General features: G+C 39.3%; 25 protein-coding genes. 21 read left to right on the top strand and 4 right to left on the bottom strand.

What is annotated here, in order from left to right:
* The first annotated feature begins 157 nt into the window (after nucleotides 1-157).
* The 13 genes from NSU13_RS18485 (at nucleotide 158) to NSU13_RS18425 (ending at nucleotide 13,798) form a co-directional block, all read left to right on the top strand.
* The gene (locus NSU13_RS18485; protein ID WP_342489717.1) at nucleotides 158-1,480 is read left to right on the top strand and encodes a DUF2399 domain-containing protein; all 1,323 of its coding nucleotides are present in this window, start codon (nucleotides 158-160) and stop codon (nucleotides 1,478-1,480) included.
* The gene (locus NSU13_RS18480) at nucleotides 1,465-2,886 is read left to right on the top strand and encodes a hypothetical protein (protein ID WP_342490040.1); all 1,422 of its coding nucleotides are present in this window, start codon (nucleotides 1,465-1,467) and stop codon (nucleotides 2,884-2,886) included. The genes NSU13_RS18485 and NSU13_RS18480 overlap by 16 nt, the downstream gene beginning before the upstream one ends.
* Nucleotides 2,822-3,550, top strand: a complete 729-nt coding sequence (locus tag NSU13_RS18475) for a hypothetical protein (RefSeq protein ID WP_342489716.1) — start codon at nucleotides 2,822-2,824, stop codon at nucleotides 3,548-3,550. The genes NSU13_RS18480 and NSU13_RS18475 overlap by 65 nt, the downstream gene beginning before the upstream one ends.
* Nucleotides 3,547-6,747, top strand: coding sequence for a chromosome segregation protein SMC (locus tag NSU13_RS18470; protein WP_342489715.1), 3,201 nt, complete (start codon nucleotides 3,547-3,549; stop codon nucleotides 6,745-6,747). Before NSU13_RS18475 ends, NSU13_RS18470 begins: the two co-directional genes overlap by 4 nt.
* Before the next feature lie 323 nt (nucleotides 6,748-7,070).
* Nucleotides 7,071-7,373, top strand: coding sequence for a metalloregulator ArsR/SmtB family transcription factor (locus tag NSU13_RS18465; RefSeq protein WP_025093701.1), 303 nt, complete (start codon nucleotides 7,071-7,073; stop codon nucleotides 7,371-7,373).
* A 137-nt stretch (nucleotides 7,374-7,510) separates the two neighbouring features.
* Nucleotides 7,511-8,677: an MFS transporter gene (locus NSU13_RS18460; protein ID WP_342489714.1), complete on the top strand. Its 1,167-nt coding sequence runs from the start codon at nucleotides 7,511-7,513 to the stop codon at nucleotides 8,675-8,677.
* 61 nt (nucleotides 8,678-8,738) lie between these two features.
* The gene (locus NSU13_RS18455) at nucleotides 8,739-9,587 is read left to right on the top strand and encodes an MBL fold metallo-hydrolase (RefSeq protein WP_101677492.1); all 849 of its coding nucleotides are present in this window, start codon (nucleotides 8,739-8,741) and stop codon (nucleotides 9,585-9,587) included.
* Between the two features lie 287 nt (nucleotides 9,588-9,874).
* A complete protein-coding gene (locus NSU13_RS18450; RefSeq protein ID WP_180951440.1) occupies nucleotides 9,875-10,312 on the top strand; it encodes a helix-turn-helix domain-containing protein in 438 nt (145 codons plus the stop codon).
* Nucleotides 10,309-11,043, top strand: coding sequence for an ABC transporter A family member (locus tag NSU13_RS18445; RefSeq protein WP_070326239.1), 735 nt, complete (start codon nucleotides 10,309-10,311; stop codon nucleotides 11,041-11,043). Before NSU13_RS18450 ends, NSU13_RS18445 begins: the two co-directional genes overlap by 4 nt.
* Nucleotides 11,040-11,777 carry an ABC transporter permease gene (locus NSU13_RS18440; protein WP_101677493.1) on the top strand — a complete coding sequence of 246 codons (738 nt, stop codon included), beginning with the start codon at nucleotides 11,040-11,042 and terminating at the stop codon, nucleotides 11,775-11,777. The genes NSU13_RS18445 and NSU13_RS18440 overlap by 4 nt, the downstream gene beginning before the upstream one ends.
* 103 nt (nucleotides 11,778-11,880) lie before the next feature.
* Entirely contained in the window at nucleotides 11,881-12,390 is a 510-nt protein-coding gene (locus tag NSU13_RS18435) for an LURP-one-related family protein (protein ID WP_101677494.1), read from the top strand.
* A gap of 16 nt (nucleotides 12,391-12,406) precedes the next feature.
* Complete coding sequence (locus tag NSU13_RS18430) at nucleotides 12,407-12,913, top strand: hypothetical protein (protein ID WP_101677495.1); 507 nt, start codon at nucleotides 12,407-12,409, stop codon at nucleotides 12,911-12,913.
* A gap of 9 nt (nucleotides 12,914-12,922) precedes the next feature.
* Nucleotides 12,923-13,798: a LysR family transcriptional regulator gene (locus tag NSU13_RS18425; protein ID WP_227001689.1), complete on the top strand. Its 876-nt coding sequence runs from the start codon at nucleotides 12,923-12,925 to the stop codon at nucleotides 13,796-13,798.
* A 39-nt stretch (nucleotides 13,799-13,837) separates the two neighbouring features.
* Here the strand turns inward: NSU13_RS18425 and NSU13_RS18420 are convergent, their stop codons facing one another.
* On the bottom strand, nucleotides 13,838-14,734 hold the full coding sequence (locus NSU13_RS18420) for a PhzF family phenazine biosynthesis protein (protein ID WP_101677496.1): 897 nt from the start codon (nucleotides 14,732-14,734) through the stop codon (nucleotides 13,838-13,840).
* 250 nt (nucleotides 14,735-14,984) lie between these two features.
* On the opposite strand from NSU13_RS18420, the gene NSU13_RS18415 reads away from it, so the two are divergent.
* On the top strand, nucleotides 14,985-15,503 hold the full coding sequence (locus NSU13_RS18415; RefSeq protein ID WP_101677497.1) for an Imm64 family immunity protein: 519 nt from the start codon (nucleotides 14,985-14,987) through the stop codon (nucleotides 15,501-15,503).
* Between the two features lie 42 nt (nucleotides 15,504-15,545).
* Here the strand turns inward: NSU13_RS18415 and NSU13_RS18410 are convergent, their stop codons facing one another.
* Nucleotides 15,546-16,256 (bottom strand): GntR family transcriptional regulator, encoded by a 711-nt coding sequence (locus NSU13_RS18410; RefSeq protein ID WP_041118390.1) that lies wholly within the window; start codon nucleotides 16,254-16,256, stop codon nucleotides 15,546-15,548.
* 155 nt (nucleotides 16,257-16,411) lie between these two features.
* Here NSU13_RS18410 and NSU13_RS18405 point away from each other — a divergent pair, with 155 nt between their 5' ends.
* Together NSU13_RS18405 and bglA are read left to right on the top strand one after the other, a co-directional pair.
* Complete coding sequence (locus tag NSU13_RS18405) at nucleotides 16,412-18,310, top strand: beta-glucoside-specific PTS transporter subunit IIABC (RefSeq protein ID WP_176967102.1); 1,899 nt, start codon at nucleotides 16,412-16,414, stop codon at nucleotides 18,308-18,310.
* A 9-nt stretch (nucleotides 18,311-18,319) separates the two neighbouring features.
* On the top strand, nucleotides 18,320-19,759 hold the full coding sequence (gene bglA, locus NSU13_RS18400) for a 6-phospho-beta-glucosidase BglA (protein ID WP_144496486.1): 1,440 nt from the start codon (nucleotides 18,320-18,322) through the stop codon (nucleotides 19,757-19,759).
* Between the two features lie 50 nt (nucleotides 19,760-19,809).
* On the opposite strand, the gene NSU13_RS18395 is transcribed toward bglA, so the two are convergent.
* On the bottom strand, nucleotides 19,810-19,971 hold the full coding sequence (locus NSU13_RS18395) for a hypothetical protein (protein ID WP_242025976.1): 162 nt from the start codon (nucleotides 19,969-19,971) through the stop codon (nucleotides 19,810-19,812).
* Nucleotides 19,972-20,131: 160 nt separating this feature from the next.
* Here NSU13_RS18395 and NSU13_RS18390 point away from each other — a divergent pair, with 160 nt between their 5' ends.
* The 5 genes from NSU13_RS18390 (at nucleotide 20,132) to NSU13_RS18370 (ending at nucleotide 25,498) form a co-directional block, all read left to right on the top strand.
* Nucleotides 20,132-21,367: a TerD family protein gene (locus NSU13_RS18390; protein WP_342489713.1), complete on the top strand. Its 1,236-nt coding sequence runs from the start codon at nucleotides 20,132-20,134 to the stop codon at nucleotides 21,365-21,367.
* Nucleotides 21,368-21,531: 164 nt separating this feature from the next.
* Nucleotides 21,532-23,175 (top strand): T7SS effector LXG polymorphic toxin, encoded by a 1,644-nt coding sequence (locus tag NSU13_RS18385; RefSeq protein ID WP_342490039.1) that lies wholly within the window; start codon nucleotides 21,532-21,534, stop codon nucleotides 23,173-23,175.
* A gap of 2 nt (nucleotides 23,176-23,177) precedes the next feature.
* A complete protein-coding gene (locus tag NSU13_RS18380; protein WP_024427595.1) occupies nucleotides 23,178-23,429 on the top strand; it encodes a hypothetical protein in 252 nt (83 codons plus the stop codon).
* Between the two features lie 320 nt (nucleotides 23,430-23,749).
* A complete protein-coding gene (locus NSU13_RS18375) occupies nucleotides 23,750-23,986 on the top strand; it encodes a hypothetical protein (protein ID WP_342489712.1) in 237 nt (78 codons plus the stop codon).
* 318 nt (nucleotides 23,987-24,304) lie between these two features.
* Nucleotides 24,305-25,498 carry an MFS transporter gene (locus tag NSU13_RS18370; RefSeq protein ID WP_342489711.1) on the top strand — a complete coding sequence of 398 codons (1,194 nt, stop codon included), beginning with the start codon at nucleotides 24,305-24,307 and terminating at the stop codon, nucleotides 25,496-25,498.
* A 96-nt stretch (nucleotides 25,499-25,594) separates the two neighbouring features.
* Here the strand turns inward: NSU13_RS18370 and NSU13_RS18365 are convergent, their stop codons facing one another.
* On the bottom strand, nucleotides 25,595-26,497 hold the full coding sequence (locus NSU13_RS18365; protein WP_342489710.1) for a quinate/shikimate dehydrogenase: 903 nt from the start codon (nucleotides 26,495-26,497) through the stop codon (nucleotides 25,595-25,597).
* Nucleotides 26,498-26,513 lie beyond the last annotated feature (16 nt).

Raw genomic sequence — 26,513 nt, 5'->3', positions numbered from 1 at the left:
TAATACATATAAACTTAATGAATACGAAGATCAGATGTTTTTTATTTATGAACATATTTAAATATGAAAAAACTTCATTGAGGAACTACGATAATGTCAAATTCACACTCAATTTTCCATTTAAATAGAGATATCAAACAAGTAAAGAGGCAATGATATGATAGATGAAAAGGTACGCCAATATATTGAAGACTATATCCTAAGAAGCAAAGAAGAGTTGGAGTTAACATCTGCATTACAAGATCAACTTTTGACTCAGTTCAACATTATTAAGCGGTCAGCAAGAACATATCGGGTTTTAGGCTTATTAACTGTATCTACCCAGCAACACCATCATGTAAACGATTTACCATTAGATCCCGCTCTAGCATCTTTAGCCTTAACGACTAATAGAAAAGTGGAATTAAATGAAGATGAACAGGAAACATTTAATTGGTTAAAGGAAGGCTGGGTTATCAAGGAGATTCGTTTTGAGAAGGATGGTAAAACAGTTAGTAAATCCCACTATCGGATGGGTTATCGATTATTTGAATATCAATCAGTGCAGCATCAAAGAAAGCATGATGAATTGGTGAATGACATTTTAATGATCCAAGATCGTTTGAACGAAATTGCACTGAAAAAAGATCAAGAACATCAAACATTATCTCCCAATAGAGTATCAGGAATTAAAAAGTTAACTGAGAGGGCTCAGCAATTAAATCCTAGCGAGATGAGGATTTCCCTATCATTTCCAACCAGTTGGCCACTGATGAAAAGGCTCAAGTATCTACATTTTGTTTGCGCGTTTTGTCATATTTCCTCTCTTAAAGAATCGTTTGATTGGAAAGAGATTGGTGCAATGTTTTACAAGGAGATTGGTGGATCGAAAAAATTTGATGCTGACAAAGAAGAATTTATAAGCGAGATAGAGGACTGGTCGCAAACCTCGGTTCAAGAGCTGGGTTTAACGAGTTTGGGCCAAATCACACCCGTCTTTTTTTCTGGAAAACTGAAAGGACAATATTCTTCTTATGAAATTGGACCAGTCCATGCCCTCACAAACTTATCTATATTAAATGAAGCCTATCATACAGATGCAACGACATTCTGGATCGTGGAAAATCGAGCTATTTTAACAAGTATGGCGTCAAAAAGAGATTTTTTAAAAGAGACGAAATCATATGTTTTGTGTACAGATGGACATTTGAGGTCTGCCCATCGAAAAGCAATGACACAAATTTTAGATCATAGTCAGGTAGAGCAAGTGATGATTTGGTGTGATTATGATTTAGATGGTTTATATATTGCAAGAAAAGTATATGAAACACTGAAACCTTATGATCATTTTAAGCTGAAGTGGATATTGCCAAATCAAAAAGTGACTATGAATCATCAGCATTATGAACAGTATTTGACGGATTTCCTTCAGCATCAAAAGATGGAACAAGAGCAGATGATGGGAGGTGTCGATCTTTGGAAAAAGTGGATTCAGGATTAATTTCAATTTTTCAATCTTCATACTCAGCACCAGAATTGATGCAATCTATGCGGGATATTTCTACTCTTAGTGGGGTTCTTAGTGATTTAGATGCTCAACATTTTTTTCAAACTCCTGGGGAAATACTAAGGCTTTTAAAAATCATTCAGTTGCTAAATGAAGAAGCTCTAGGTTTAAGTGACCTTATTGAAAATACTGAATCAATCTACTATCGGTATCGAAATCGTTATGATGATAAGGAGCCGCCTTCTCAAAAAAGAGTCGATCAGGTAATCCAGGTGCTAGTGAAATACAATTGGATTTCTAAACAAACGAGAAGAATCAAAATGCGTGATGTTGGAAAACGGATGATGGATATGCTGATTCGACTGGCCAATGATTCATTAGCTTATTATATGAATGATGAGATTGGCAGGTCGTTGTTTCAGGCTAGACGAGATTCAGATATTAGTGAGGCCTATGACGATCAAGGGATTTCAGGTGGGAACAAAATTGCCAGTATGATAAGGAATGTAGAGAATGCCATCACACTTTTAAAAGAGCGTGAGTTAGAAATGCTTGCCGATCGACATGCCTTACCCCATTTAGAGTTGATTCACGAGTTAATGAATGATTTAGATGTAAAACTGGAAGAGAGATTTAAAAAGTTTCAAACAGTGGAAGACAGTTTAGTTCTTACAGAACTCATGCAGAGAGGTACAGAAGTTCTTACAACAGGGACAAATCTTAGCCTTGGCATGATTAAAAAATATTTAAAATTTACGAATATGCAGAATACCCCATTTAGTTCTCATATTCAGCCTGAAAAAATTAGACGTTTCATTTCCAGTATGTTTGAACCACCGCTTGAATCAGATGTTCCAGATGTTTACCAGTTGTTAAGTTTCATGGAACAAAATCAATATAAGGATGAGGCAGTTGATGGGTTATGGATTCCTGTGAAATTTGCTTCTCCTTTAACGTCTGACACAATTGAGGTGGCTGTCGATTATTTAGAAAATTATGAACCTATTATTGACTCAATTCCAGAGGAAGAAGAGGACATTGTATACGCAAACGAAGAGGTGTCTGGTGTTGATTTAGAGCGACACATCGCAGAGTCTAATTGGCTTTTAACAAAGGAAATGATTGATACAACAAAGATTGAAGCGTACTTTGAAAAACAAGAACAAGCGACTTTAGAACAGGTTGTCATTGAGGCTACAACAGAGCAGTGGAGTGACGCAATAAATGCTTTAACTGCTATTTCTGCTTTAGTGAGCAATAAAGAGATTGTTATATCAAAGGGGACGGAACTAAGGGGACACAAACAGTACGAAAAAGAATGGGAGTGGATGAATCATGAAGACGGAAAAGATATTGTCAAAAGAAAAAGAGACAACGACCATCAAAGAAAGTCTAAATGATGGAACGACCGAATTGAATGTAAACCCATTGAATGCTTTGCAAAACATACGTGGTATTCTCACGCAGACAGAAGAGATGACGTTCATGAACATTCTTTTTTCATCATCTGCTTCAATTCGATCTGGAAATTTTGGGTTATCTCGTAAGGAAGTCGAGAAACAACTAGGTATTTCGGGTGAAGAAGACTTTTTCTCATTTATCAAAAGAGTGAATCAAGCCATTAGCCGATATTTCAAAATCATCTATGATGATGAGCGAGACCAAGTGATTGTGCTTATGCGAGTGACAGCATCTGCAGCACGTCACACATTATCTAAGGAAAGCTTGGCTATTTTACTTTATATCTTTTATCAACAGGAAGTGCTACAACATGAATTTACATTATTTGATCAACTGTTAGAGGCTTTGGGGCATGAAACAAAGAAGGCGAATAATAGAATCAATTTAAATATCGACCCTCTGAAAAAAATCGGTGCGATTGAAGACTACGAGACGGATTCAACAGAAAGAGCCTTTCAATTGACGGCTATCGGTGCGAATATTTTTTCAGACTCTTTCTTGCGAAGAACAGCAGAGTTTAGCCACTCAAATCAATTAAATAAAGAGGAAGTCATGAAATTTTTTAAACGCTATAATTTTCAGAGTGAAGGGGCAGAGCAATGATACCTTGGAGATTAACGTTTCACGGGATACGTGATTATCGTCCGGAACAAATTGATTTAGCTGGAGCTGATCAGCATATTCTCATTTCTGGGCCAAACGGTTCCGGAAAGTCCACCATTACTTATTGTCTAGGTGCTGTCTTATATTCTTCAAAGGTTGACTTGGAAGGCTTAAAATCACGTAACCTTTTACCTGACGAGACGTGGAAAGCTAAAATTTCAATTGTGTTTCAAAATGAAGGTTCGATGAAAATCGATGCAGCAAAGTTTATCCAATTTACGTTGAACATCGTACAAGAGTCTGGACAATTGTTGAAAAGGGAATACACCATTTCAACTGGAGAAGAGATAGATGAGTGGGAGAATACAATCACATACACCTCTGGCGGCGGACAGTTTAACTTTTCATCTTATAAAGAGACATTACTTTATAAATATAAAATTGATCCTGATGCCTATTATTTAATTTGGTATCAGCAAGATGTCAATCAATTTGCGACCATGAATCCAGAAGAGCGTTTTCGAGTGTTTAGTGAAATGCATGGCATTTCTCAGATGCAACAAGAATGGGAAGAAAGCATTGAGAGATTAAAAGAATCAAAGGAAGCGCTAGATCTTACAAAGCACAGCGTCGATAATAGCAAATTAAATCTCGATCGTAGTAAACAACGTTTACACTATTTTAATCAGAATCAAGAGCGTCTAAAGACGGGAGGCACGCAATATATAAGAGCACTCCTTTTATTAGAAAAAGCACTCAAAAAAGAACAGAAACTGTTGGAAGATTTGATTGATCAGCTTGAAACTGATTATGAAGAAGTAAATGATCAAATTCAGTTGGAACAAGCACAATTTTCAGAGCGCAGTGAAGGCATGAATCAACTTTTACTTAAACAAGAAAAGTTAGAAGTTGATATTGAAGCTGGTCACGAAGAGATGTCTTTATTAAAAGAAAAGAAAGCTAAGAAAAGTGAAGAGATTGCTATAAGAGAAGAGGAATTAAAGGATATCACAGAACAAGAAAGATATATTCGGCATACTGAGCAGGAAGTGAAGACAAACCTAGTTCGGTTGAAAAAAGAGATTGATCATAACACGTATTTGCTTTCACAGGTGATGGAAAGTGAAGTTGAATTAAAAGAGATAGAAAATCAACTACGTAATGAGATAGCAGCATTAAAGTTTAAAATAGAGCAAGATGAAAATAGTAGTAAAAAAATGAAAGAGCTTTTAAATGAGTACCTGAGTTCTTATGATGTGAGCATGAGAATTGATCAATTAAATTTAGAAATAAAAAAATCAAAAGATGAACAGTTTACGTTATCAAAAGATGTCGAGGAATTAGAAAAAGAACATCAATTATTGATGGGAAATCAAGAGCTTTCTCAACGCCAAAAGCAGTCACTCAGCTATTTCAGAAATAAGAACGTGAAAGCATTTCCTCTTCGTGAATTAGTTGAATTAGACGAACAGGCTCAATTAAAAGATGAGCAATTATTCGATGCGATTAAGTACACAATCTTTTTTCAAGGGAAAAAAGTCGAACCACCTAATGACCTTTATCATGTGTCCCTCATGAATATAGTTCCAGATCGCTCAATTACATTTTTACCAGCGCTTCATCTTAAAGTGAAGGAAGGTGTACGAGACGAATTCATTCCGCATGCAATCAAAGCATTGTGGTGGGTCGAGCTATTCTTCAAACATAAAACCATCCACATCAAAAATGGATATTTATATGATGAAATGGGTATTCGAGGTTCACAAGAAAAAGACCGATTGATCTTAAGCGAAACATCATTACAAGCCAGAAAAAAAGAAGTAGATCAACAATTAAAGATAAAGAAGATAAGGTATACGGAATTAGAGAGAGAGATGAATGAGTTAACGGTACAACTACAAAATCTACATCATGTTATTTCATCTGTGAAAGAAGCAGAAGCGTTTATGTCAAAAGAGTATGAACGGGAAGATCGAACGAGACAATTAACAAGAAAAGAAAAGGAATTGTCAGGAAAACATCAGCAATTAAAACAGCTAGATCAAGAAAGACACGATTTGAATAACGAAAAAGCCAAACTGAACAATGATTATGCGTTGTTCGAAAGAGAAGGAATTTTTTACGAAGAATTAGGGAAAAGGAAAGAAAAGTATCAAGAATTTAAAGCACTTCAACAACAGTTGGCTGATATAGAAGGCGAGTTTGAAAGGTGTAAGAAAAAAAACCACTATTTAGAAGAGGAGCTTGACACGCATCGTGTCTTAGTCAAAAAACATAAGAGAGCCGTAGAAGCATTAGAAGATGATTTACAACATAAAAATAGAGAGAAAGAGGACATAAGTCGTCGACTGAAAGAAAAACATGTTGAGATCGATCGAATGAAGCAAGAATTGGTGGGTTACATGCAAGAGATCATGGAAATCAAAAAGTACGGGTCACAGTTTTACTCAGAAGCAATACAAGAACGATTCCCTGATCAAATTCCATCTATTAACGATTTAAGAACAGAACGCGATCATGGAAAAAGGATGTTTGATGGTGCAAAAAATGAACCTGAGATTGATCCAGAAGCACCTGAAAATTATAAAGCTGCGAAGACTGAATATGAAAGACTGGATCAAGAATATAAGCGTTTAGACAATTTATTAACAGAGAATGGTGCGAGGACAGAGCAATTAAAGGACAAGTTAGAAACAACGATTAACATGAGAGTGCTTGAGGTGAGGAATCGATTTGAATTCTTTATGAGACAGTTTCAATTTGAAGGGGAAGTGTCTTGGACAGTTGATGAAGATAGAAGAGGACGTAATGTGTTTAAATTATTCATTAAAGCAAGGAAAGAAGGCCATCGGGGGACGATGGAAGATGTTAGTGTAAAAGCACGAGGCGGACGAGTAGGAAAAGGTGTGTCCGGCGGTGAAGAGTCGTTAAGCTCATTACTATTTGCACTAGCACTATTACAAAATTTATCGTTTACACCAGGCTTTATTGTACTAGATGAATTTGATAGCGCGCTTGATGAAAATCGAAAGTTAAAAGTGTTTGATTTATATGTGCAGGAATTAAAAAGGAAATTAATCATTCTTTCACCAAAGTCACACGAGAAACAATACCTAGATCGATTCTCGAAAGCTTTAGTTGTTCAACACGATTCATCGATCCCATTTAGCAAAATTGTGGGGCTTGTTATGAACTAATTTTTAATTGTTATAATGATCATTTTAAGATAATTTTTAAATAATTAATTATAAAGTATATTTGAACCTGTACCGAAGGAAATCATTAGTTTTTGTGAAGAGTGATAAGCAATTTCTAATTTAAATGTAGTTCTAGAGATCTTCCAACATAAAATAATATTTTAAGAACCTTGGTAGAGGTTGGACTCCACCAAGGTTTTTTAATAACCTCATTTAAAGACATCACGACGAACCGTACCAGAGGAAGAAGGAAAATAGAAACTTTTAAGGAATCTCCAACAACACATGTTGACATATCGTTATTTATCGATATAATGGTTTGTATGGAGCCAATAGAAGTTTTTAAAGCCTTATCCAATGAATCAAGACTGCAAATTTTACAATGGCTAAAGGAACCTGATCGTCATTTTACACCCCATGAAGGGATTGATATGAATACTACAGGGGTATGTGTTAGTCAAATAACAGATAAATTGAAAATGACGCAATCAACAGCATCTCAATACCTTTCAATTTTACTACGAGCTGGATTAATTACGACAGAGCGTATAGGTAAATACACGTATTATAAACGAGATGAAAATGCTATAAAAAAAATTGCTGAGATTCTAGAAAAAAATATTTAATAAATGAACTGAATTCATACATCAGAATTCAGTTTCATTTATTAAATACAAATCGACTTATCGTAATATGTTTTTTTGTCCATACATATTAACAATTCTAGATATGTAAATGTATTATATATAAGGAGTGATCTACATTGTCAAACACTGTAAAGATTTACATTTTAGCTATTGTCAGTTTTTTAGTTGGTACATCAGAGTATATCATCTCTGGTATTTTGGATAATATTTCTGAATCATTAGGGATTACGATAGCTGCAGCCGGCCAGTTAATTACGATTTTTTCTCTTGTGTATGCCATCTTCACCCCAGTATTAATGGCTTTAACATCGGGAATGAATAAACGCAAGTTAATGTTATTTTCACTTAGCGTTTTTATTCTAGGTAATATTCTTGCATTCGTCCTCCCTGGGTATCAATTATTTATTGTGTCAAGAATTATTATGGCTCTTGGAGCGGGGATGGTCGTAGTTACTGCATTAACAATTGCTGAAAAAATTGCACCAAAAGGTAAGCAAGGTACCGCTATTGCTACAGTAGTAATGGGATTTACAGCATCATTGATTATTGGAGTCCCACTGGGCAGAATGACTAGTGATTTCTTTGGTTGGAAGGCTGTATTTGGAGGAATAGCCTTACTCGGATTATTAGCTATGGTGATAATTTCTCTTACGATTCCAAAAATCCAAGGGGATAAACCTGTACCTCTAATTCAACAACTTGCTCTTTTTAAAAAACCAAAAGTAGTGTTGGGATTAGCCATCACCTTTTTCTGGCTCGGTGGTTATTCAATTGCCTATACCTATTTATCCCCTTACCTTTTAAATATATCAGGTGTAAGCAGCAAATTGCTGAGTGGAGTTCTCCTCGTATTCGGGGTTGCTAGTCTAGTTGGGTCAAAGTTTGGTGGGTTTAGTACCGATCGATGGGGTGTGAATTTTACTCTGATTAGTGGAATGACATTACATGTCATCATGCTCATATTGCTCTCACTAGTTACGCATTCTTATGTTGGAGTATTACTCATTTTAATATTATGGTCATTTGCTGCATGGTCTTCTGGCCCGACTCAACAATATCACCTAGCTACAATGGAGCCAGAATCATCAGGTATACTATTAGGTCTCAATCAGTCAATGATGCAATTGGCGATGGCTGCAGGTGCTGCTATTGGTGGTATCTTTGTAGAGAGGGTTTCTCTATCTTCCGTTACTTGGGTAGGGGCTTTGGGCGTTGCAATCGCGATCATTGTAACAATATTGGCTTCGCGTGCTACTTCGAATAATGAAATTCGATATACTTAAACAGTAGAACGATGGGAAAAAACGTGATTTAAAAAATAATGACAGAAAGTAGGAAGCACCTTTGCACTCAATTAAAAAAATAGGTCAGAGTTTTTGGTACATCACGCCAGTATCACTCTCCGACCGCCCCATCCTAGGTATGGTCGTTGGCAATAACAAAACATTAATGATCGATGCCGGTAACTCAGAAGATCATGCGAACTATTTCATCCAAAGATCTTTAAAGCACGAGAACGCCAAGCCTGATATGGTTGTCCTCACGCATTGGCATTGGGATCATATTTTTGGTCTGCCTGCGCTGCCTGATACGGTTTCAATTGCTTCTGCACAGACAAGAAAGGAAATGAAGGAGCTTGTTCCGTTTTCGTGGTCAGATGAGGCGATTGATGAGCGGGTGAGGGAAGGAACGGAGATTGAGTTCTGCGCGAAGGCCATTAAGGAAGAATATCAGGGTCATCGAGATATTCAGGTGGTTTTACCGGATGTCACATTTGACCGTCGGGTGGAAATTGATCTTGGCGGCGTCACTTGCATCGTGCAGCATGTTGGAGGCGATCATGCGGCTGATTCCGTGATCGTGTATGTGAAAGAAGAGAAAATCCTGTTTCTTGGTGATTGTATTTATCCGAAAATGTATGCCGAAAAAGTTCATTATACAGTGAAGGAAACGTTGCGTCTTTTAGATGAGTTAGATGCTTTTGATGCCGATACGTATATTCCTTCACACCAAAGACCATGGACAAAAGAGGAGTTTCGTCAGGAAACAGACAAACTTCGGATGATAGCGAAATTCACTGATCAATGTGGTGGAGATCGGCAGAGAATCGTGATTGAATATCAAGCACATGTGAACAGAAAACTAAAAGAAGATGAGTTAGAGACAATCGCTTATTTTGTAAATGGTTATTAAGTGATTCAGGTTATTCACTGATAACATTACCTATTTTCTAAGCCAGCTATATTTAAGCAACAAAATCTGTCTTCCTTCCCTTATTAGCTTTAGCAAAAGGTATTGTAGCAGAAGAAAAAATGATTATAAATACTACAACAAGTCCCCTCCACTAAGTTTGAGGGGGCTTTTTTTGTTAAACTTAGGCATTTAACCAAATGTAAGTTGAAGATAACTTCTGATGTCATGTTTAGTTGGTAGATGAATGGAATAAATTTAATATAATAATGATGAAGGGTGTGAAAAGTATGATCAATATGAATTTGAAAAAAATGCGAAAAATACACAGATTTACACAAGAAGAAGTAGCTGAGAAAATTGGTGTTTCAAGGCAAGCTGTTGCGAAATGGGAATCGGGGGAAACTGTGCCGGATATCAACAATTGCAAGGCTTTGGCTGAATTATATGGCATTGCTTTGGATGATCTCGTGAATAATTTGGATGGTACAGAAGTGGCAGGGGTGAAACCAAAAGGAAAACACATATTTGGACTTGTAAAGGTTGGCGAACGCGGGCAAATTGTCATTCCTAAAAAAGCGAGGGAGATATTCAGCATCTTTCCTGGAGACAGCTTGTTGATGTTGGGCGATGAAGCTCAAGGAATTGCCATTGTAAGAAATGAGGACTTCCTGCAGTTTGCTGACGAGATATATAAGGCACAGGAAGGTCAGGAGGATGAGGAATGATTGCGATTCAAACAAAGAATCTAACAAAGAAATTCGAAGAACAGATTGCAGTCGATTCTCTTAATCTTTCAATTGAACAAGGCGAACTTTTTACTTTACTTGGAGTGAATGGTGCAGGTAAAACGACAACGATCAAGATGTTGACCTGTCTTAGCACCCCTACAACCGGTGATGCGTCGATTTTGGGTAACAGTATTGTTTCTAATCCCTACGCAGTAAAAGAACAGATTAATGTTTCACCACAGGAAACGGCAGTAGCTCCTAATTTATCCGTGAAAGAGAATCTTGAATTAATCGCTCAAATATACGGGTTCCACAAAACAACGATCGATATAAAAGTCGAGGAAATGCTCCGTACGTTTAGTCTGACGGAAGTATCTAAAATGAAGGCTAAAACCCTATCCGGAGGGATGCAAAGAAGACTTAGTATTGCAATGGCACTCATTACAGACCCCAAAATCCTTTTTCTTGATGAACCTACTCTTGGTCTTGATGTCATCGCAAGACGTGAGCTATGGAGTGCTATTGAGAAATTAAAGGGGAGTATGACCATCATTCTCACGACACATTATATGGAGGAAGCAGAAGCCCTTTCGGATCGAATAGGCACGATGGCGAAAGGAAAATTAAAGGCAGTTGGAACAGCAGCCGAATTGAAGGAAAGCACCAACACCAAATCACTTGAGGAGGCGTTTGTGTCAATTGCTACCAAAGAGGAGGTCGTAAGATGAAATCACTCGCTTTTGCTTCACGTAATGGTAAAGAGATTTTAAGAGATCCTTTAAACGTAGCTTTTGGTATAGGCTTTCCGTTAGTTATCTTATTATTGCTTCATGCTATTCAAACGAATATTCCATCTGATGTATTTGCTATTGATCAACTTATTCCTGGCATAGCTGTTTTTGGTCTTTCTTTTATCTCACTATTCGCTGGAATGTTAATAGCTAAAGATCGAAGTACCTCATTCTTGATGCGATTGTTTACTGCACCCCTTTCTGCCTCAGACTACATTGTAGGGTATATTGTGCCACTCCTACCTATTGCGATTGTTCAAGTTATCATTAGTTTTATCACAGCTTTTTTCTTAGGTTTACCTTTCAATGCCAATGTTTTGTTATCTATTCTTGTCCTTTTACCAACATCTTTACTATTTATCGGCATAGGGCTCTTAGTGGGGAGTATATTTAACGACAAGCAGGTTGGTGGTATTTGTGGAGCGCTACTAACGAATATGAGTGCATGGTTAAGTGGTACATGGTTTGATTTGAATTTAGTTGGAGGCTGGTTCAAAGATATTGCATACGCACTTCCATTTGCTCACGCAGTAGACGCTAGCAGAGCTGCCTTATCTGGAGACTATGCATCAATTTTACTGCATTTTTGGTGGGTGATTGGATATACAGGTATTATTGTAGCTATCGCCATTTTTGCTTTTAAAAAGAAAATGAATGGGGAAAACGATTAGTTTGGTACAGTTTTTGATGAAGAAGTTTACAGCTGGGTTATCTGCGCCTTTTTCTGTATGATAAACTTTAATGAAGTTGTCATTTGAGTAGAGGGAGGTACATATGAAACAGCTTTACATGAAGCAAAAAGTATTTAGTTTAAGCGGCAGGTTTACAGTCAAGGACCAGCAGGAAAACGATGTGTATGTGGTCGAGGGCAGCTTTATGAAGATGCCGAAGACATTTACCATTCTGAATACAGAACGAGAAGAAATCGCTGTGATTACGAAGAAAATATTTACCTTTTTACCGAAGTTTTTAGTAGAAGTTGATGGTCAAGAGGTATTGACGATCAAAAAAGAGTTTACGTTCTTTAAAGCAAAATATTCAATTGATGCCGCGGGTATAGAAGTGCAAGGTAACTGGTGGGATATGAATTTCCAGGTTCTCCAGAACGGCGAAGTGATTGGTCAGGTGAAGAAGGAATGGTTTACTTGGGGTGACAGCTATAAGGTTGATATTTTGAAAGAAGAGATGGAGCCTGTGATGATTGCCCTCGTTGTTGCGATTGATTGTGTAAAAGCTGATGAAGCAGCGTCTAGGTCTTCGTCGTCGCCGACGACGAATAATTAATTGGAGGGTTAAAAAATTGGCCAATCTTACCCGCATTTTAAGATTAAGAGATGCAGAAATATGGGGGTATGAATTTCTCGATAATAAAGACATCATCATTTATTTCTCCATTACAGATGTAAATAGAAAAGCAATGACTCACGATAATCCCCTTGCTACCCAAGAAGAATTGGATGAAAGAGATAATTACGTTTCAATAGATGTTCATAGTAATCTTGATCTAAAAAAAACGCTTGAAGAAGATACATTTGATGATTTTATCACCGAAATTTCTTTTTTAGTAGAACATATGCATGATTTTCACAATGCTCATGTTTTTATGAAAATACATGTTCATGACAACATAGATTTAACTGATTTTCAGTTAGAGGAAGATGAAGATTTGCATGGTGATGAAAAAGAACAGCTCTTTACATTTCAACGTTTATGGATTCAGAAGACTTGCTTTCAATTGATAGAACAACATTTAAATCGAAAAATCAAAGAAATATCTAACAGTAGATTTTGCCAAGATCTAATATGAGCTTGTGAGGTGAGCACACTGATCACATTCCAATACAAAGTATTTCTAACAGTCGTCGAGTGCGGCAGTTTTACAAAAGCAGGGGAGAAGCTTGGGCTGACGCAATCTGGGGTGAGTCATAATATTGCGAAGCTTGAGTCGGAACTCGGGATTGTGCTGCTTCGGCGGAATCGAAACGGGCTTTCGTTAACGGACGCAGGTGAGCGGGTGATGCCGCATATCCGGCAAATCATGCATCATGCGGCATTGCTTGAGCAGGAGGCGGCGCTCATTCAAGGGATGGAAGTGGGGAGTATCAAGATAGGGACATTCCCTAGTTTTTCTTCAAATGTCCTTCCACGCCTTATTCATCGTTTTACGCAAATCTATCCGCATATCAAGCTGGAGTTATATGAAGGCGGTTATGAGGAGATTGAGGAATGGATCACTTCTGGCACGGTTGATGTTGGTTTTTTAACGCAGTCATCGAGGGAATTTGAGACCGTTCCACTTTTTCAGGATGAATTGGTGGTGCTCATACAAGAGAATCATCGCTTTCATACGAAGAAAGTGATTGAAGTGGACTCGTTACATGATGAAGCCTTTATCATGCCGAAAGCGGGCTGTGACATACTCGTCAAGAAGCTGTTAAAAGAAAGAGGCGGCGTGAAGCCTCATGTTTTGTTTGAAATTGAAGACAACAATACGCTTATTTCTATGGTTCAAGAAGGACTTGGGGTCACGATCATTCCAAAATTGGTTTTGCCGCCGCACATACCTCATACGAAAGTCATTCCACTGGAGACAAGTGTCTTTCGTGAGGTCAACCTGGCGCTCAAATCATTCAAAGCAGCTTCCCCATCGGCCAAAAGATGGATCGAAACGGTCAAAAATCATTTTAAATAGAATCAGCTTGAACAGGAAGTCCCCATTCAAGCTGATGTTTTATAAAGTTAACACGCCGCGGATCGTGATGACAGCTGCGCCTGCCACTTTAATCACCGGCTTTGATTCATTCGGAATGACTGTGATACGAAGCATGCCAGGTCTGCCGATGGCATCCCCTTGGGCAATGTTCAGGCGAGTGATTTCTTGCTGAGAAATGATACCCTCCAAATAAAGATATCCAGCCAACGCCCCGTTTGCTGCCCCCGTCACAGGATCTTCCGGTATACCAATCCCAGGTGCAAAATCCCTCGTATAAAGATCGCATTCTTTTGAAGTGTGGAACGTATAAAGGTGGGTTGTCGAGATGCCATGCTCTTTATTCATTTTAGCTAAAGCCGCTAAGTTCGGTGCCGCTTGATCAATGTCCTGTTGGTGCTTCATTGGAACAAGAAGATGCCAGTTTCCGGTGTTTGCTAATTTGATAGGATAGGAAGAATCAAGGCGGTCACTGCTCACACCAAGCATGTCACTAAGCTCTTCTAAATCGATGACAAAATCTCGCGTCCGCGGTGGCACCTGCGTCATTTCCACATCAACGACCTTTCCATTTTCTTCGTGCCATTCAACAGGCACATGGCCGATCTTTGTTTCTAACACGATCCCTGATCTCTCTTTAGCCAGCCCTAGCTCCGTTGCTAGAAGCCAAGTCAATCCAACAGTCGCATGCCCGCAAAAATTGACCTCTTCCGTCGGTGTGAAGTATTTGACGCGATAATCGGCTTTCTTATCATGGGCAGGAAGCAAGAAGACGGATTCCGGTAAATTCAACTCCTTGGCGATGCTCTGCATGTCATCTTCTGTTAAAAACTCACCACCCAACACCACCCCAGCGGCATTTCCTCCAAATTTCTCAGTTGTAAACGCATCGACATGATACACTCTAATGTCTGTCATCTGACGAACCCTCCTATACACTCTTGTTACGTTAATCATAAGTTTGTTTGATGCATTCGTAAAATGAATCTTTTTGATGTTTTAAATCGGAAGTGTTCATGTAAGAGAGGGAGTTTTCATAGAATAATAGTTTAAGTAAAGTATAATGAAAGAAAAAATGAAGCGAAGGATGTGACATAACTACAGGTGGGTTTATCAATATCGGACTCGTTTTTTATGAAGACATTCATATACCAAATACTTTCGCCAATTGATTGATTATCTAGTTCAAAAAGACATGTCTATCACGAAAGTAAAATTTAGTCAGAACCCTGACGGTGAAACATGGATTGAGCACAGAGTTAAAGAAAATATCCTCAAAGACGATGATTTTTCAGGTTATTATACAGAGTTTGAATTGTCAGGCATAAGTTCAGATCGAAAAGGAAGTACAATCAACATACAAAAAGAAACGGGTTTCGTAGGATTCGTTCTCAGTTTAAATTGGACAGAGGTTGTTTCTCATGATGTCATTCATCTTCAGCAGAAGATCATACGCTGTCTTGTGGATCTTTATCATACGATGACGTTTGAATATGCGTTCATTGGACATGAAATTGAAGTCGAAATTCATCCAGATGAGTTTGAAAAGTGTCTGCAAGACCAGCATGCTTTTCCAGTTGCACTAATTGGCAAAGGAAATCACATAGACATTTATTATGGTGATGTTGGGATTGATGGCCTATCTTCTCAAGAAAGAAGGATGGAATGTTTAAAGGTTAAAAGATAATAGTAAGAAAGCCTCCTGACACCAGGAGGCTTTTTCCATCCATCACCCATAATAATTATTCGCTTGAATAAAAAATTGGGATTGCATGTAGTTATACGTGATTTTCGAAAAATCGAAGGGCTGGCCATTGGTGAGATGAAAGACTGTCTCGACGCGGAGAGCGGGATCATCTTGCTTAAGGCCGAGGTGCGTCGCTTCGGTTTCATTCAATTTGCCTACTTGTAAGTACATATCGGAAAAACCGACTTTGAGCCCCAAACCTTCACTGATGAATTTAAAAACAGAGTCGGCAGCAATTTCTGTGTTGAGATAAGGAATGATCGTTTTTCGGTAATAGGATTCTTCTAAACATAACGTTTGCCCATTGATGTAACGAATGCGTTTTAGATAAAAGACATCTTCATCTTGTTCAATGTTCAAATTAAGTGCAGCTTCTTCGGACGGCTTGATGGTGTCTAGCATTAAAACCTCTGATGTCAGTTGAAATTCCTCTAAATCTTTTTTAAACCCTTGGTTGGATAAAAGGCTGATGTAGCCCTTACGGCGGTGTCTTCGAACAAAGATGCCGCTGCCCCTCACTTGATAGATAATTCCTTTTCTTTCGAGTAAGTCTAATGATTTGATAATGGTACTTTTGCTCACAGCAAATTGGCTCATGAGTGTTTCGAGTACAGGGAGCTTATCCCCTTGCTGCAGCTCATGGGTGACAATATATTTTTCAATATCGCTCGCAATTTGTTGATACTTTAACATGGCCATTCCTCTTTGTTTTCACGATTTATTGTTCTTGTATTATAGCACATACCAAATTTCCTTTGATATGCCAATTGAAATTATATATGTATTGATATATTGTACCGGTATAATTATAATGTACATATACTAGTAGTGATAAAGGGGGGGTTTATATGTCAAAAGTGAGGGATTATCAAAAGCTTGCAGAAGACATCTTAGAGGCAGTTGGCGGAGAAGAAAATGTGGTGAGTGCCGCAAGATGCGCCACGCGGCTGCGTTTGGTCTTGAAACGTTCGAATCCAAAAGCAAAGGAAGCAGTCAATGCGATGCCTGGCGTCATTACCGTGGTGGAAAACGGCGGTCAATTTCAGGTCGTCATCGGTCAGCATGTTGGTGAGGTCTATGAGCATTTTTCCAGCCTTGTTCAGCTGCCGCCGTCTGAAGATGACCAGGTAAATGAAAACAAGGGAACGGTGCTGAATCGTGTCATCGCGACCATGTCTGCTGTGTTTGCGCCATTTGTGTATATTTTGGCAGCAGCTGGTATTTTACAAGGTGCACTTATCCTCATTAATTTATTATTTCCAAGCTTCTCGAAAACGGGAACGTATGAAGTCTTTAGCTTTATTTCTTGGGCGCCGTTTACGTTCTTGCCTATCTTTATTGCCATTACAGCTGCCAAGCATTTTAAAACGAATATGTATATCGCAGTAGCGTGTACAGCAGCGCTTGTCAGTCCGGCTTGGACGGAGATTGCTGGACGCGTGGCATCAGGGGAAGGCGTTACCTTTTTAGGCATAGCGCTATCTGAAACGGTTTATACGTCATCTGTTTTGCCGCCGTTATTCTTGGTATGGATCCTTTCATATGTAGAGAGATTTTTAAACAAACGCATTCACGAGGTGGTCAAACCGTTATTTGTCCCATTTATCTGTATGGTTGTCATGGTTCCGTTAACCATTCTATTAATTGGTCCACTTTCGACAGCAGGCGCAAATGGGATTGCAAACGGATACAATGTCTTAGCAGAAAATGTCCCAGCTTTAGCAGGCGCCATTATCGGAGGTTTCTGGCAAGTGCTTGTCATTTTCGGTGTTCACTGGGGCATCACCCCAATGGTGCTCGCCAACTTTGAACAATATGGACGTGACTCCTTCCAGGCATATCAAACCATCGCTGTTATCGCTCAGGTCGGCGCAGTGTTAGGGGTTATTTTAAAAGCAAGAAACCGCGAAACACGAAAAGTCGGGGTTTCAGCGGGAATCACTGGTCTCTTTGGAATTACTGAGCCTGCGATTTATGGGGTCACCTTGCGTTTCAAGAAACCATTTATTTTCGGATGTATATCTGGAGCGATCGGGGCCATTGCTGCCAGCTTCTTTACGCCTTATTACTTTGCGTATGCGGGGTTGCCTGGTCCACTGACGATTGTAAACGGAATTAGTTCAGATTATCCAACATCGATCATCGGCATATTGATTGGTGTCGCAATTGCGCTGATCTTACCAGTTGTGCTCATTCAAATGTTTGGTTATGGGGAAGATACAGTGGAACTGACAGCCGGTGCAACGTCTGATAAAGATCAAGTTGGAGAAAAAATGAATGCTTCGATGAACAATGAAGAAACCATTCCTGCACCGCTTGAAGGGAAAGTGCTCCCGTTATCTGAAGTGCCGGATGCCGTATTTAGCTCTGGGGCAATGGGCAAAGGATTTGCGATTGAACCGACAGACAATAAGCTGTATGCACCGTTTGATGGCAGTGTCGTCATGCTTGCGCCGACAAAGCATGCAATTGGACTGCGTTCAGAATTTGGTGTGGAGTTACTGGTTCATGTAGGAATTGATACGGTTTCGCTAGATGGCTCAGCATTTACTCTTCATATCAAAGAAGGCAGCAAGGTGAAGAAGGGTGACTTGTTGATGACATTTGATCAAGAAGCCATTGAAAGCAAGGGATTAAAAACAATCACACCAGTCATCATCACCAATACACAAGCGTACGAAGATGTGATTGTAGAAGAACAATCGACATGCCAGTCAACAGACGTCATGATCACAATTGTGAAATAGGAGGAATGAATAATGACATTACCAAAAGATTTTCTATGGGGCGGAGCATTAGCTGCACATCAATTTGAAGGTGGATGGAATGAAGCAGGAAAAGGCCCAAGTGTTGTAGATGTGATGACAGCAGGTGCTCATGGAGTACCGAGACAAATAACTGAAACGATAGAAGAAGATAAATTTTATCCGAACCATGAAGCGATTGATTTCTACCATCGTTATAAGGAAGATATCGCGTTGTTTGCCGAAATGGGTTTGAAATGCTTACGTACATCGATCGGCTGGAGCCGGATTTTCCCTAAGGGAGATGAAGCGGAACCGAATGAAGCAGGCTTACAATTCTATGATGATGTATTTGATGAACTGCTCAAGCATGGCATCGAGCCTGTGATTACGCTGTCTCACTTTGAGATGCCGCTCCATTTAGCAAGAGAGTACGGCGGGTTCCGCAGCCGAAAAGTCGCTGAGTATTTCGCAAAATTCGCAGAAGTATGCTTCAATCGATACAAGGACAAGGTCACATACTGGATGACATTTAATGAAATCAATAACAAAATGGATGTCAACAACCCACTATTCCTTTGGACAAATTCAGGGGTATCAGTCAAAGAAGGCGAAAATGCCAAAGAAGTCATGTATCAAGCAGGACACCATGAATTACTTGCAAGTGCATGGGCAGTAGCCAAAGGAAAAGAGATCAATCCTGCTTTCCAAATTGGAGCAATGGTTTCTCACGTGCCAATCTATCCGTATTCCTCAAATCCAGAGGATGTCATGCTTGCAGAGGAGTATATGAGACAGCGCTATTTCTTCCCAGATGTACAGGTTCGCGGCTACTATCCGAGCTATGCATTAAAAGAATTCGAACGCGAAGGGTATCATATTCCATTTGAAGAAGGCGATGAAGAAAGCTTAAGAAAAGGGAAAGTGGATTATCTAGGCTTTAGCTACTACATGTCGACAACGGTTAAAAGTGATACTGTGTCTGATCACAACGGAGACATTGTCAACGGAGCCCTGCCGCATGGTGTAGATAACCCTTATATCAAATCAAGTGACTGGGGCTGGTCCATTGACCCGACAGGCTTAAGGTATACATTGAATCGTTTTTACGATCGCTATCAAATCCCGCTATTCATCGTAGAGAATGGATTTGGTGCAATAGATCAAGTGGAAGAAGACGGTTCTATTCACGATCCAGAAAGAATTCAATATCTCGCTTCTCATATCGAAGCACTGAAAAAAGCGATTGAATACGACGGTGTGGACCTTATTGGCTATACACCTTGGGGCATTATTGATATCGTGTCATTCACAACAGGTGAAATGAAAAAACGCTACGGCATGATCTACGTTGACCGCGACAACGAAGGTAACGGCTCAATGAAGCGCCTTAAAAAAGATTCGTTTACTTGGTATCAAAACGTCATCGCAACGAACGGTGAAGAAGTGTAATAAAGGAAAATAGAAGCCCGGATGAGCGTGGTATATGCTTGTTCGGGTTTTCATCGTTTATGTTTTAATAGACCCTGAACACAAAGGAAGAAGAGGGTAATAGGGACAAAATAGTTCATTGGATTGTGAAAGATCTTGATGTTCAAGTATATTTGAAGAAGAATCCAAAAGCCGAATATCACCATAACAGCAGGAATGATTTTTTTATACATATTGATTCTCCTTTCGAGAGTAGTTTGTTTTAGTTGGCATTTTCTCATATCATTGCAGAAATTGAAAAGAGATAAAGATATTCATAGGTTCTATTACACAATTTGGTATAATTGATCTATAAAAACGATAAATGGTAGATGAGGAATAGGAGTTGTTGAAATGAATCAAACTCTGCAAATGGGTGCCAATACCGTACTAAATTCTCCAAAGGGGCAAGTATCCATCAGTTATGAAGTGTCATCTGCAATTGATATTTCTTTAACTGCGTTTCTTTTAACAGATTCAGATCTAGTTCAAGGAGATAATGGCATTATTTTTTACAATCAGCCGGAGAGTGCCACGGGTGTCGCGACACTTTTACCAGCAGAGATATCAGATCAGTTGAAAAGGCATCAATTGAATTTTGATATGAGTAAAGTGCCTGTTGGAATCACAAAGATGGCTATTACACTAACAGAGGATCAAGGAATTGGCTTTTCTCAAGTGAAGAATCTGCAAGCAGAAATTCGAACAGGTGATGAGGTGCTATACCTAACACCAGTAAACTTTACAAATGAAAAAGGGATTGTCGTAGTAGAGCTGTATATCAGAAATAGTGAAACGAAAGCACGATCCATCTGGCGTGGCTTCAATTCTGGATTGGAAGGGCTATGCAAGCTTTATGGGGTGGAGGTTGAACCTGATGAACAAGATGTTTCTTCACCTCCTCAAATGGCTTCTGAAAAACAAATTGATGAGCCTGCTCCAATGAAGACAGCCGCTAAAGAGAAAGTGGCTGCACCTATTAGCTTAGAGAAAGTTCAAGGTAAAATTAGTCTAGACAAAGGTCATAAACCGATCATCATTGAAAAAACGCCTGAGATTACAGCTACAGTATCCTGGGAGTCTGGAACGGATTATGATATTTATGCATTGGTCTATACGAAGGCAGGAAAACAAATAGATGTGGCCATGTTTGGCGCAAAAGGTGTTCCAGCTCTCAAAAGTTACGGTAACGGAGCTGTAGAGCATATGGGAGATGTCGGTAGAGACCGTGAATCTATGAAAACAGAAGTCATTAAATTACGGTTAAATGACGATATCCTTGCTATCGTTCCGGTTGTTTATTCTGCTCAATCAAACGGAACAGGTTCCTTTTATAGATATAGGGTATCTATGAGTATCGATAATCACCAAGGAACGTCTGTGACAATTCATGCCAAACATGCGAATGATAATGATCGGATTTATTCTTGTGTGCCGGGTATGCTTCAAAATACAAATGATGGTGTGATCATCCGTCCGCTAGAGCTTTACAGCAAACCCAATTCCGAGCGCAGACCTAAATTAAAAATGAAGTCATCTAATGAAATTGATGTTTTGATGGATAAAGGACCGATCAATGATTATAAATAAAATGAATGTATGGCTGGACAAAGCAAAGTGCATTGTCTAGCTTATTTTATTTGACCTTTAAATAGAGAGTCTATTCCATTTTTTAAATCATTTAGCCTATTTTTCCGTTTTGAAGGTCACGGTAAAATAGACTTTATGATCAATAATGGAGGGAGTGACTTCTTCTGGGCAAGATACTTGATGCAAAAGCACTAACCAGTGCCATGGACACAAGGGCAAAACACTATCAAGAACTCCGCGAACAAATGATAGATTTAAAAAAGGCATTACAAGGTGTTGCCAACCTCGGAGATGACTTCACTGGGAAAGGTGCCGATAACATTAAAAGTTTCTATAAAGAGCTGTCTGGAAATGTAGACATGTTTATCAGCTTCATTGATAAGCAAAAAGCCTTTCATGAAGGTGTTTCTGGAACACTGGATGATACGAGCTTTGGCGGCGATACCTTTGTAGAAGAACACTTTTTAGACAACGCAGTACATATGGGCATCAAGAATGCCAAAAGCATTGTGAAGGATCAAAAAAAGGCACTCAAAACGATTTTTCAAGACATTGATGATCTCATTTCTCTAGAGGTATTTGATAGCCAAACCTTTGATGAAAAAATAGAAGATGCGGAAGATGAACGAAAAAAGACGGTCAAAGAACTAAGAGAGCTTGATCAAAATTTAAAAGATGAATATGCTTTGTCAGAGACGGAACAGCAAGCTACAATGGCATTGTACGCTGAAATGATCAATGCGACAAATGACGGAAAAGCGATTTCGCCTATGAATTTTGACAAGAAAGCGTATCAAAATAGCGAAATTTACAAGGCAAAAAGCGATATTGAGAAGCAAACTGCTGAATATCTGAAAATCAAAAAAGAACAAGAAGAAGCCCGCAAGATCGCAAAGGAACAAGAAGCCCTCGCCAACCGCCCTTGGTATGAAAAAGCCCTCGATTATGGTGGAAACATCGTGAATGAACTGACTGGCGTGAACGATGCAAAACGTGCCGCAACAGGCGTTGATCCAATCACAGGCGAGGAACTCACCGCAGGCCAGCGAGTCGCGGCAGGCGGCATGGCAGCGGCAGGTTACATCCCAATCGTCGGCTGGGCAGGCCGCATTTTCAAAGGCGGAAAAGCTGTCTATAAAACGAGCCAAGCCACATCAGCCGCAGTCAGGGCGGTCGATATCTACAAGACATCACAAAAGTCCTTTGACGCCTTAAAAACATCGCAAAAAGGCTTATATGGTCTCACCGCCACCAACGGTTTCAGCGAAGCGATCACAGGCCGAGATATGTTTGGAAATAAGGTCTCGAAAGGACAGCAGGAAGCCAGTATGAATGCGGCGCTTGGGATGCTTTTGCCATTTGGAGCGAAAGGGTTTCATGGTAAAATAGGATTTAAGAGTGCTGACAGAGTTCAAACTGGTGGCAGGGAACTTTCAATAGATGCATATCTAAAACAACTTGATAAAGCAGAAGAAATGTATGAGTCTTTTAGAAAGACAAAAGCTGATATAAAGCCTATATCTAAGAATACTGGAATGCCCGAACACAGGATACAAAGAATAAAGGAGCATTTATTTATAAAAGAGCATATAAAAGAACATGGGGTTGGGCGTTTTGACTCAGATTATCAAATAGCACAAGCCTGGGATAGATTACAAAAAGGTACTTATAAAAAGAATGATATTGACTTGTTAAATCACGAACTTTTTGAATCAAAGTTTGAAGGGATATTCAAGACAGATTACAGGACCGCACATGATAAAACAGTTGAATCTGGGCGTCCATGGTATCCACCAAAGGAGGAATAAAATTGGCTTCGTATGTTTTATTATTAAAGGAATATGAGGATGAAGAAACTGTAGTTTACAAATTTGGACCTAATGAAGAGGTAATGGGTAAAATAGAGTTAAGCAAAATAACTAGGAAGTTTAGAGAGTTAGAGAGCTTGCCAGATCAAAATATTCCCAATGAGTTTTATTTTGATCGAGCGGCTCAAAGGTTGGCGGTATGCCTTGTAAGAGAAGGTGGCATATTTCCAGAAAAAACGGCTTTTGAATCTTAGTACCCACAAAAACCTTGATGGATAGTATCCTTTCAAGGTTTTTTTATTAAGAAAAACAAATTCATCTTGGTTGAAAGGGTAATTAAATAAAAAAGATCGTACTTTATTTGATTGTGTGATACTTGAAAGGAGACATTTTAAAAGATCAAATATAAACGTAAAAATTTTGTTGGATTTAAAAAGAAAGGTAACTAGTATGAATAACAACAGAACCTCAAAAATCGAAACCTTAAAAAGAAAAAGCAGAAGAAAACACTTAATAAACGAATTAAGCTACATGACACTTCCAGAACACCCCTTTTTATACCGAAGAAAATCAATTGTTTTGTCAGAAGGTGTTTGCTTTCCTTCAATCGAGAGAACATAAAATCCAAATACATGGAGAACACTATCAAGAGCATATTGAAAAGTCTGTACAAATGTTAAAGGAATGGGTCAGCCAGGTGAAAGTAACTCCTGCACAAGTGCGATTCATGTGTTTTCGAGAGCATGAAATTGAAGCACTTGAAGTGAATGTGAATGAAGTCTTTATTCATTTAAATCGACTTCTTGATTGAGCAAACAAAATTAGACATCATTTAAGGAGTGGAATGAACCACTCCTTTTTTCTATCGATGGTGTCATACGCTTGATCGATGAATTCCCTTCAAATTTAAGCAATTCACTATCTTTACCTTTCGCATTCGTATAAAATAAGAGCAGTGAAAAATTGAAGAAATGCTTGATACATGAAGGGCGTGTAAGCTGTGAGCTGCATAACATGATGAGATGTATGAACGTGAAGGCTGCAAAGCTGTTCTTCCTCACATATGAGATCTTGTAAGCGTAACCATTATTTGTCACTTCATTGCGATGGTGTTGAGGGGTGTGTCAGGATGAGGAATCCGTATGTGAGAACGGCTTCTAGTCTGTATATTAATTATTTTTTATTAGGTATGGTCAATATTATTTTGGCTTCAAATATGCCATTTTTAATCAAACAGTTAGATACCAATAGTGCGGGAATTAGTTATATGATTTCGGCGCTTGGCATTGGCAGGGTGCTCACGTATGGTTTATCAGGTGTACTGTCAGATCGTTTTGGGCGTAAGCCGGTCATTTTGGTTTCTGGTGTGCTGATGGCGGTGTTCCTCATCGGAATCCCATTGTCTCCGAATTATCAAATCGCGTTTGCATTTGCGATTTTGGCAGGCGTCGCGAATTCGGCAATGGATGCAGGAACATATCCTGCGTTAATGGAGGCTTTTCCGCAAAACTCGGGATCTGCGAATGTGATGGTGAAGGCCTTTATCTCCATTGGGGCAACCATTTTGCCACTGGCGATTTTCTTTTTAGCAGAGCATGATTTGTTTTATGGAATTTCATTTTTTGTCCCTGCTCTGATCTATCTTGTGAATGTCTTGATGCTGTGGACCTTGCCATTTCCGAATCATCGTAAGGTGGAGCAAATCCAGGTAACGGAGTATGACGGACTTCCGCGCTTCTCGACAGAGCCTACATTTTGGAGGGAAGGGATCGCACTCATTTTGATCAGTTTTACGTCAAATGGACTGTATGCGCTGCCGCAAATTTGGCTTCCTACGTACGGTGAGGCCATCTTGGGGATGGCATCGGGCAGTGCTGTAAAACTGCTCAGTTACTATAGCATGGGCGGGCTGCTGTCTGTCGTGATGCTCGCGTTTCTTTTGCGCCGCTTTGTCCGTCCGGTCACTGTACTGCTGATCTATCCCATCATTACACTTGTTTCCATTTGTGTGCTCTTGGTGGTGAAATCCCCAGTCATAGGAACCATCAATGCGTTTGTATTGGGATTTTCAACCGCAGGAGTTTTTCAGCTGACGTTAACTGTGATGGCTGAATTCTTCTGGAAAAACAAAGGGACGATGACAGGGATTATCTCTACAGCGGGCGGCGTGTCGGCTATCGTCATCCCGGTCGTAACAGGTTTAATTCAGAGTCACGCGTCCATTTTACAAATCTTTATGTTCGATGCAGTGGTGGCTGTTGCGGCCATTATCGGCGCACTGTATATCCTGTATCGATACCGTCAAATCATGATACATGATTAAAAAAAAGACGACCTCCGCAGGAAGTCGTCTCAGCGTGTAGAGCTGAAAACAAAGGGCTAAAATGATGATCATTTTAGCCCTTTGTCTATTTATGTTTTAGAAACGGTCATTTGCAAAAAGAATTTGTTTTACTTGATCAACTGGCATATCTTCACCAGTAAAGAGTTTGTAAGCAAGTGCACCTTGCCATAGCATCATTCCAAGACCGTTAATGGTTTTGGCGCCAGCTTCCTGTGCTTGCGCAAGAAGCTTTGTTTTTTGCGGGTTGTATACGACATCTGTCACGATCAAATCTTCACGAAGTACATCAAGTGTATCATCGATAATGCTGAGTTGATCCAGTGGTTTCATGCCAAGGCTTGTCCCATTTGCCAGGATTGCACTTTCTGCTACTTCACGGCGGAACGCGTCTTTGTCTTCAAGTGGGAAAATGTTTGCTTTGACACCAAATGATTTCATTTCGTTGTTGATGTAATTTACATTTTCTTCTGCTTGAACAAAGTATTGATCATTACGAGCAAAAATACTAATTTCACGAATGCCGGACTGTGCAAGCTGAATCGCAATCGGAGTCGCAGCACCGCCAGAGCCAACGAGAGTGACCTTCTTACCAGCTAATTCAACACCATGTTCAATCAAGTTTCTTACATATCCAAGACCATCTGTGTTGTAGCCGATGAGCTTACCATCCTTGTTCACTACAGTGTTACTTGCACGTGTATATCTTGCAGAATCATCTAGTTCGTCTAAGTAATCTAGTACTTTCATTTTGTTCGGCATAGAGACGTTAAATCCAGCTGCACCCATTGCTTTCATACCATTTACGGCTGCTTCTAGTTCATCATTCCCTACTTCAAATGCAAGGTAAGCATAGTTGAGACCTGTTAGTGTATAGCCAAGGTTATGCATACGTGGTGAAAGGCTGTGCCCGATTGGTGTAGCAAGAAGACCAACTAATTTTGTTTTCCCATCAATATTACGTTCATGTATGTTTGTCATGATTGACATCTCCTTT

It is taken from the genome of Bacillus sp. FSL M8-0049 (assembly GCF_038593355.1).
GTDB classification, from domain to species: Bacteria; Bacillota; Bacilli; order Bacillales; family Bacillaceae; genus Bacillus; species Bacillus safensis.
The sequence above is the reverse complement of the archived record's forward strand: the minus strand, read 5'-3'. Positions and strand labels throughout refer to the sequence as shown.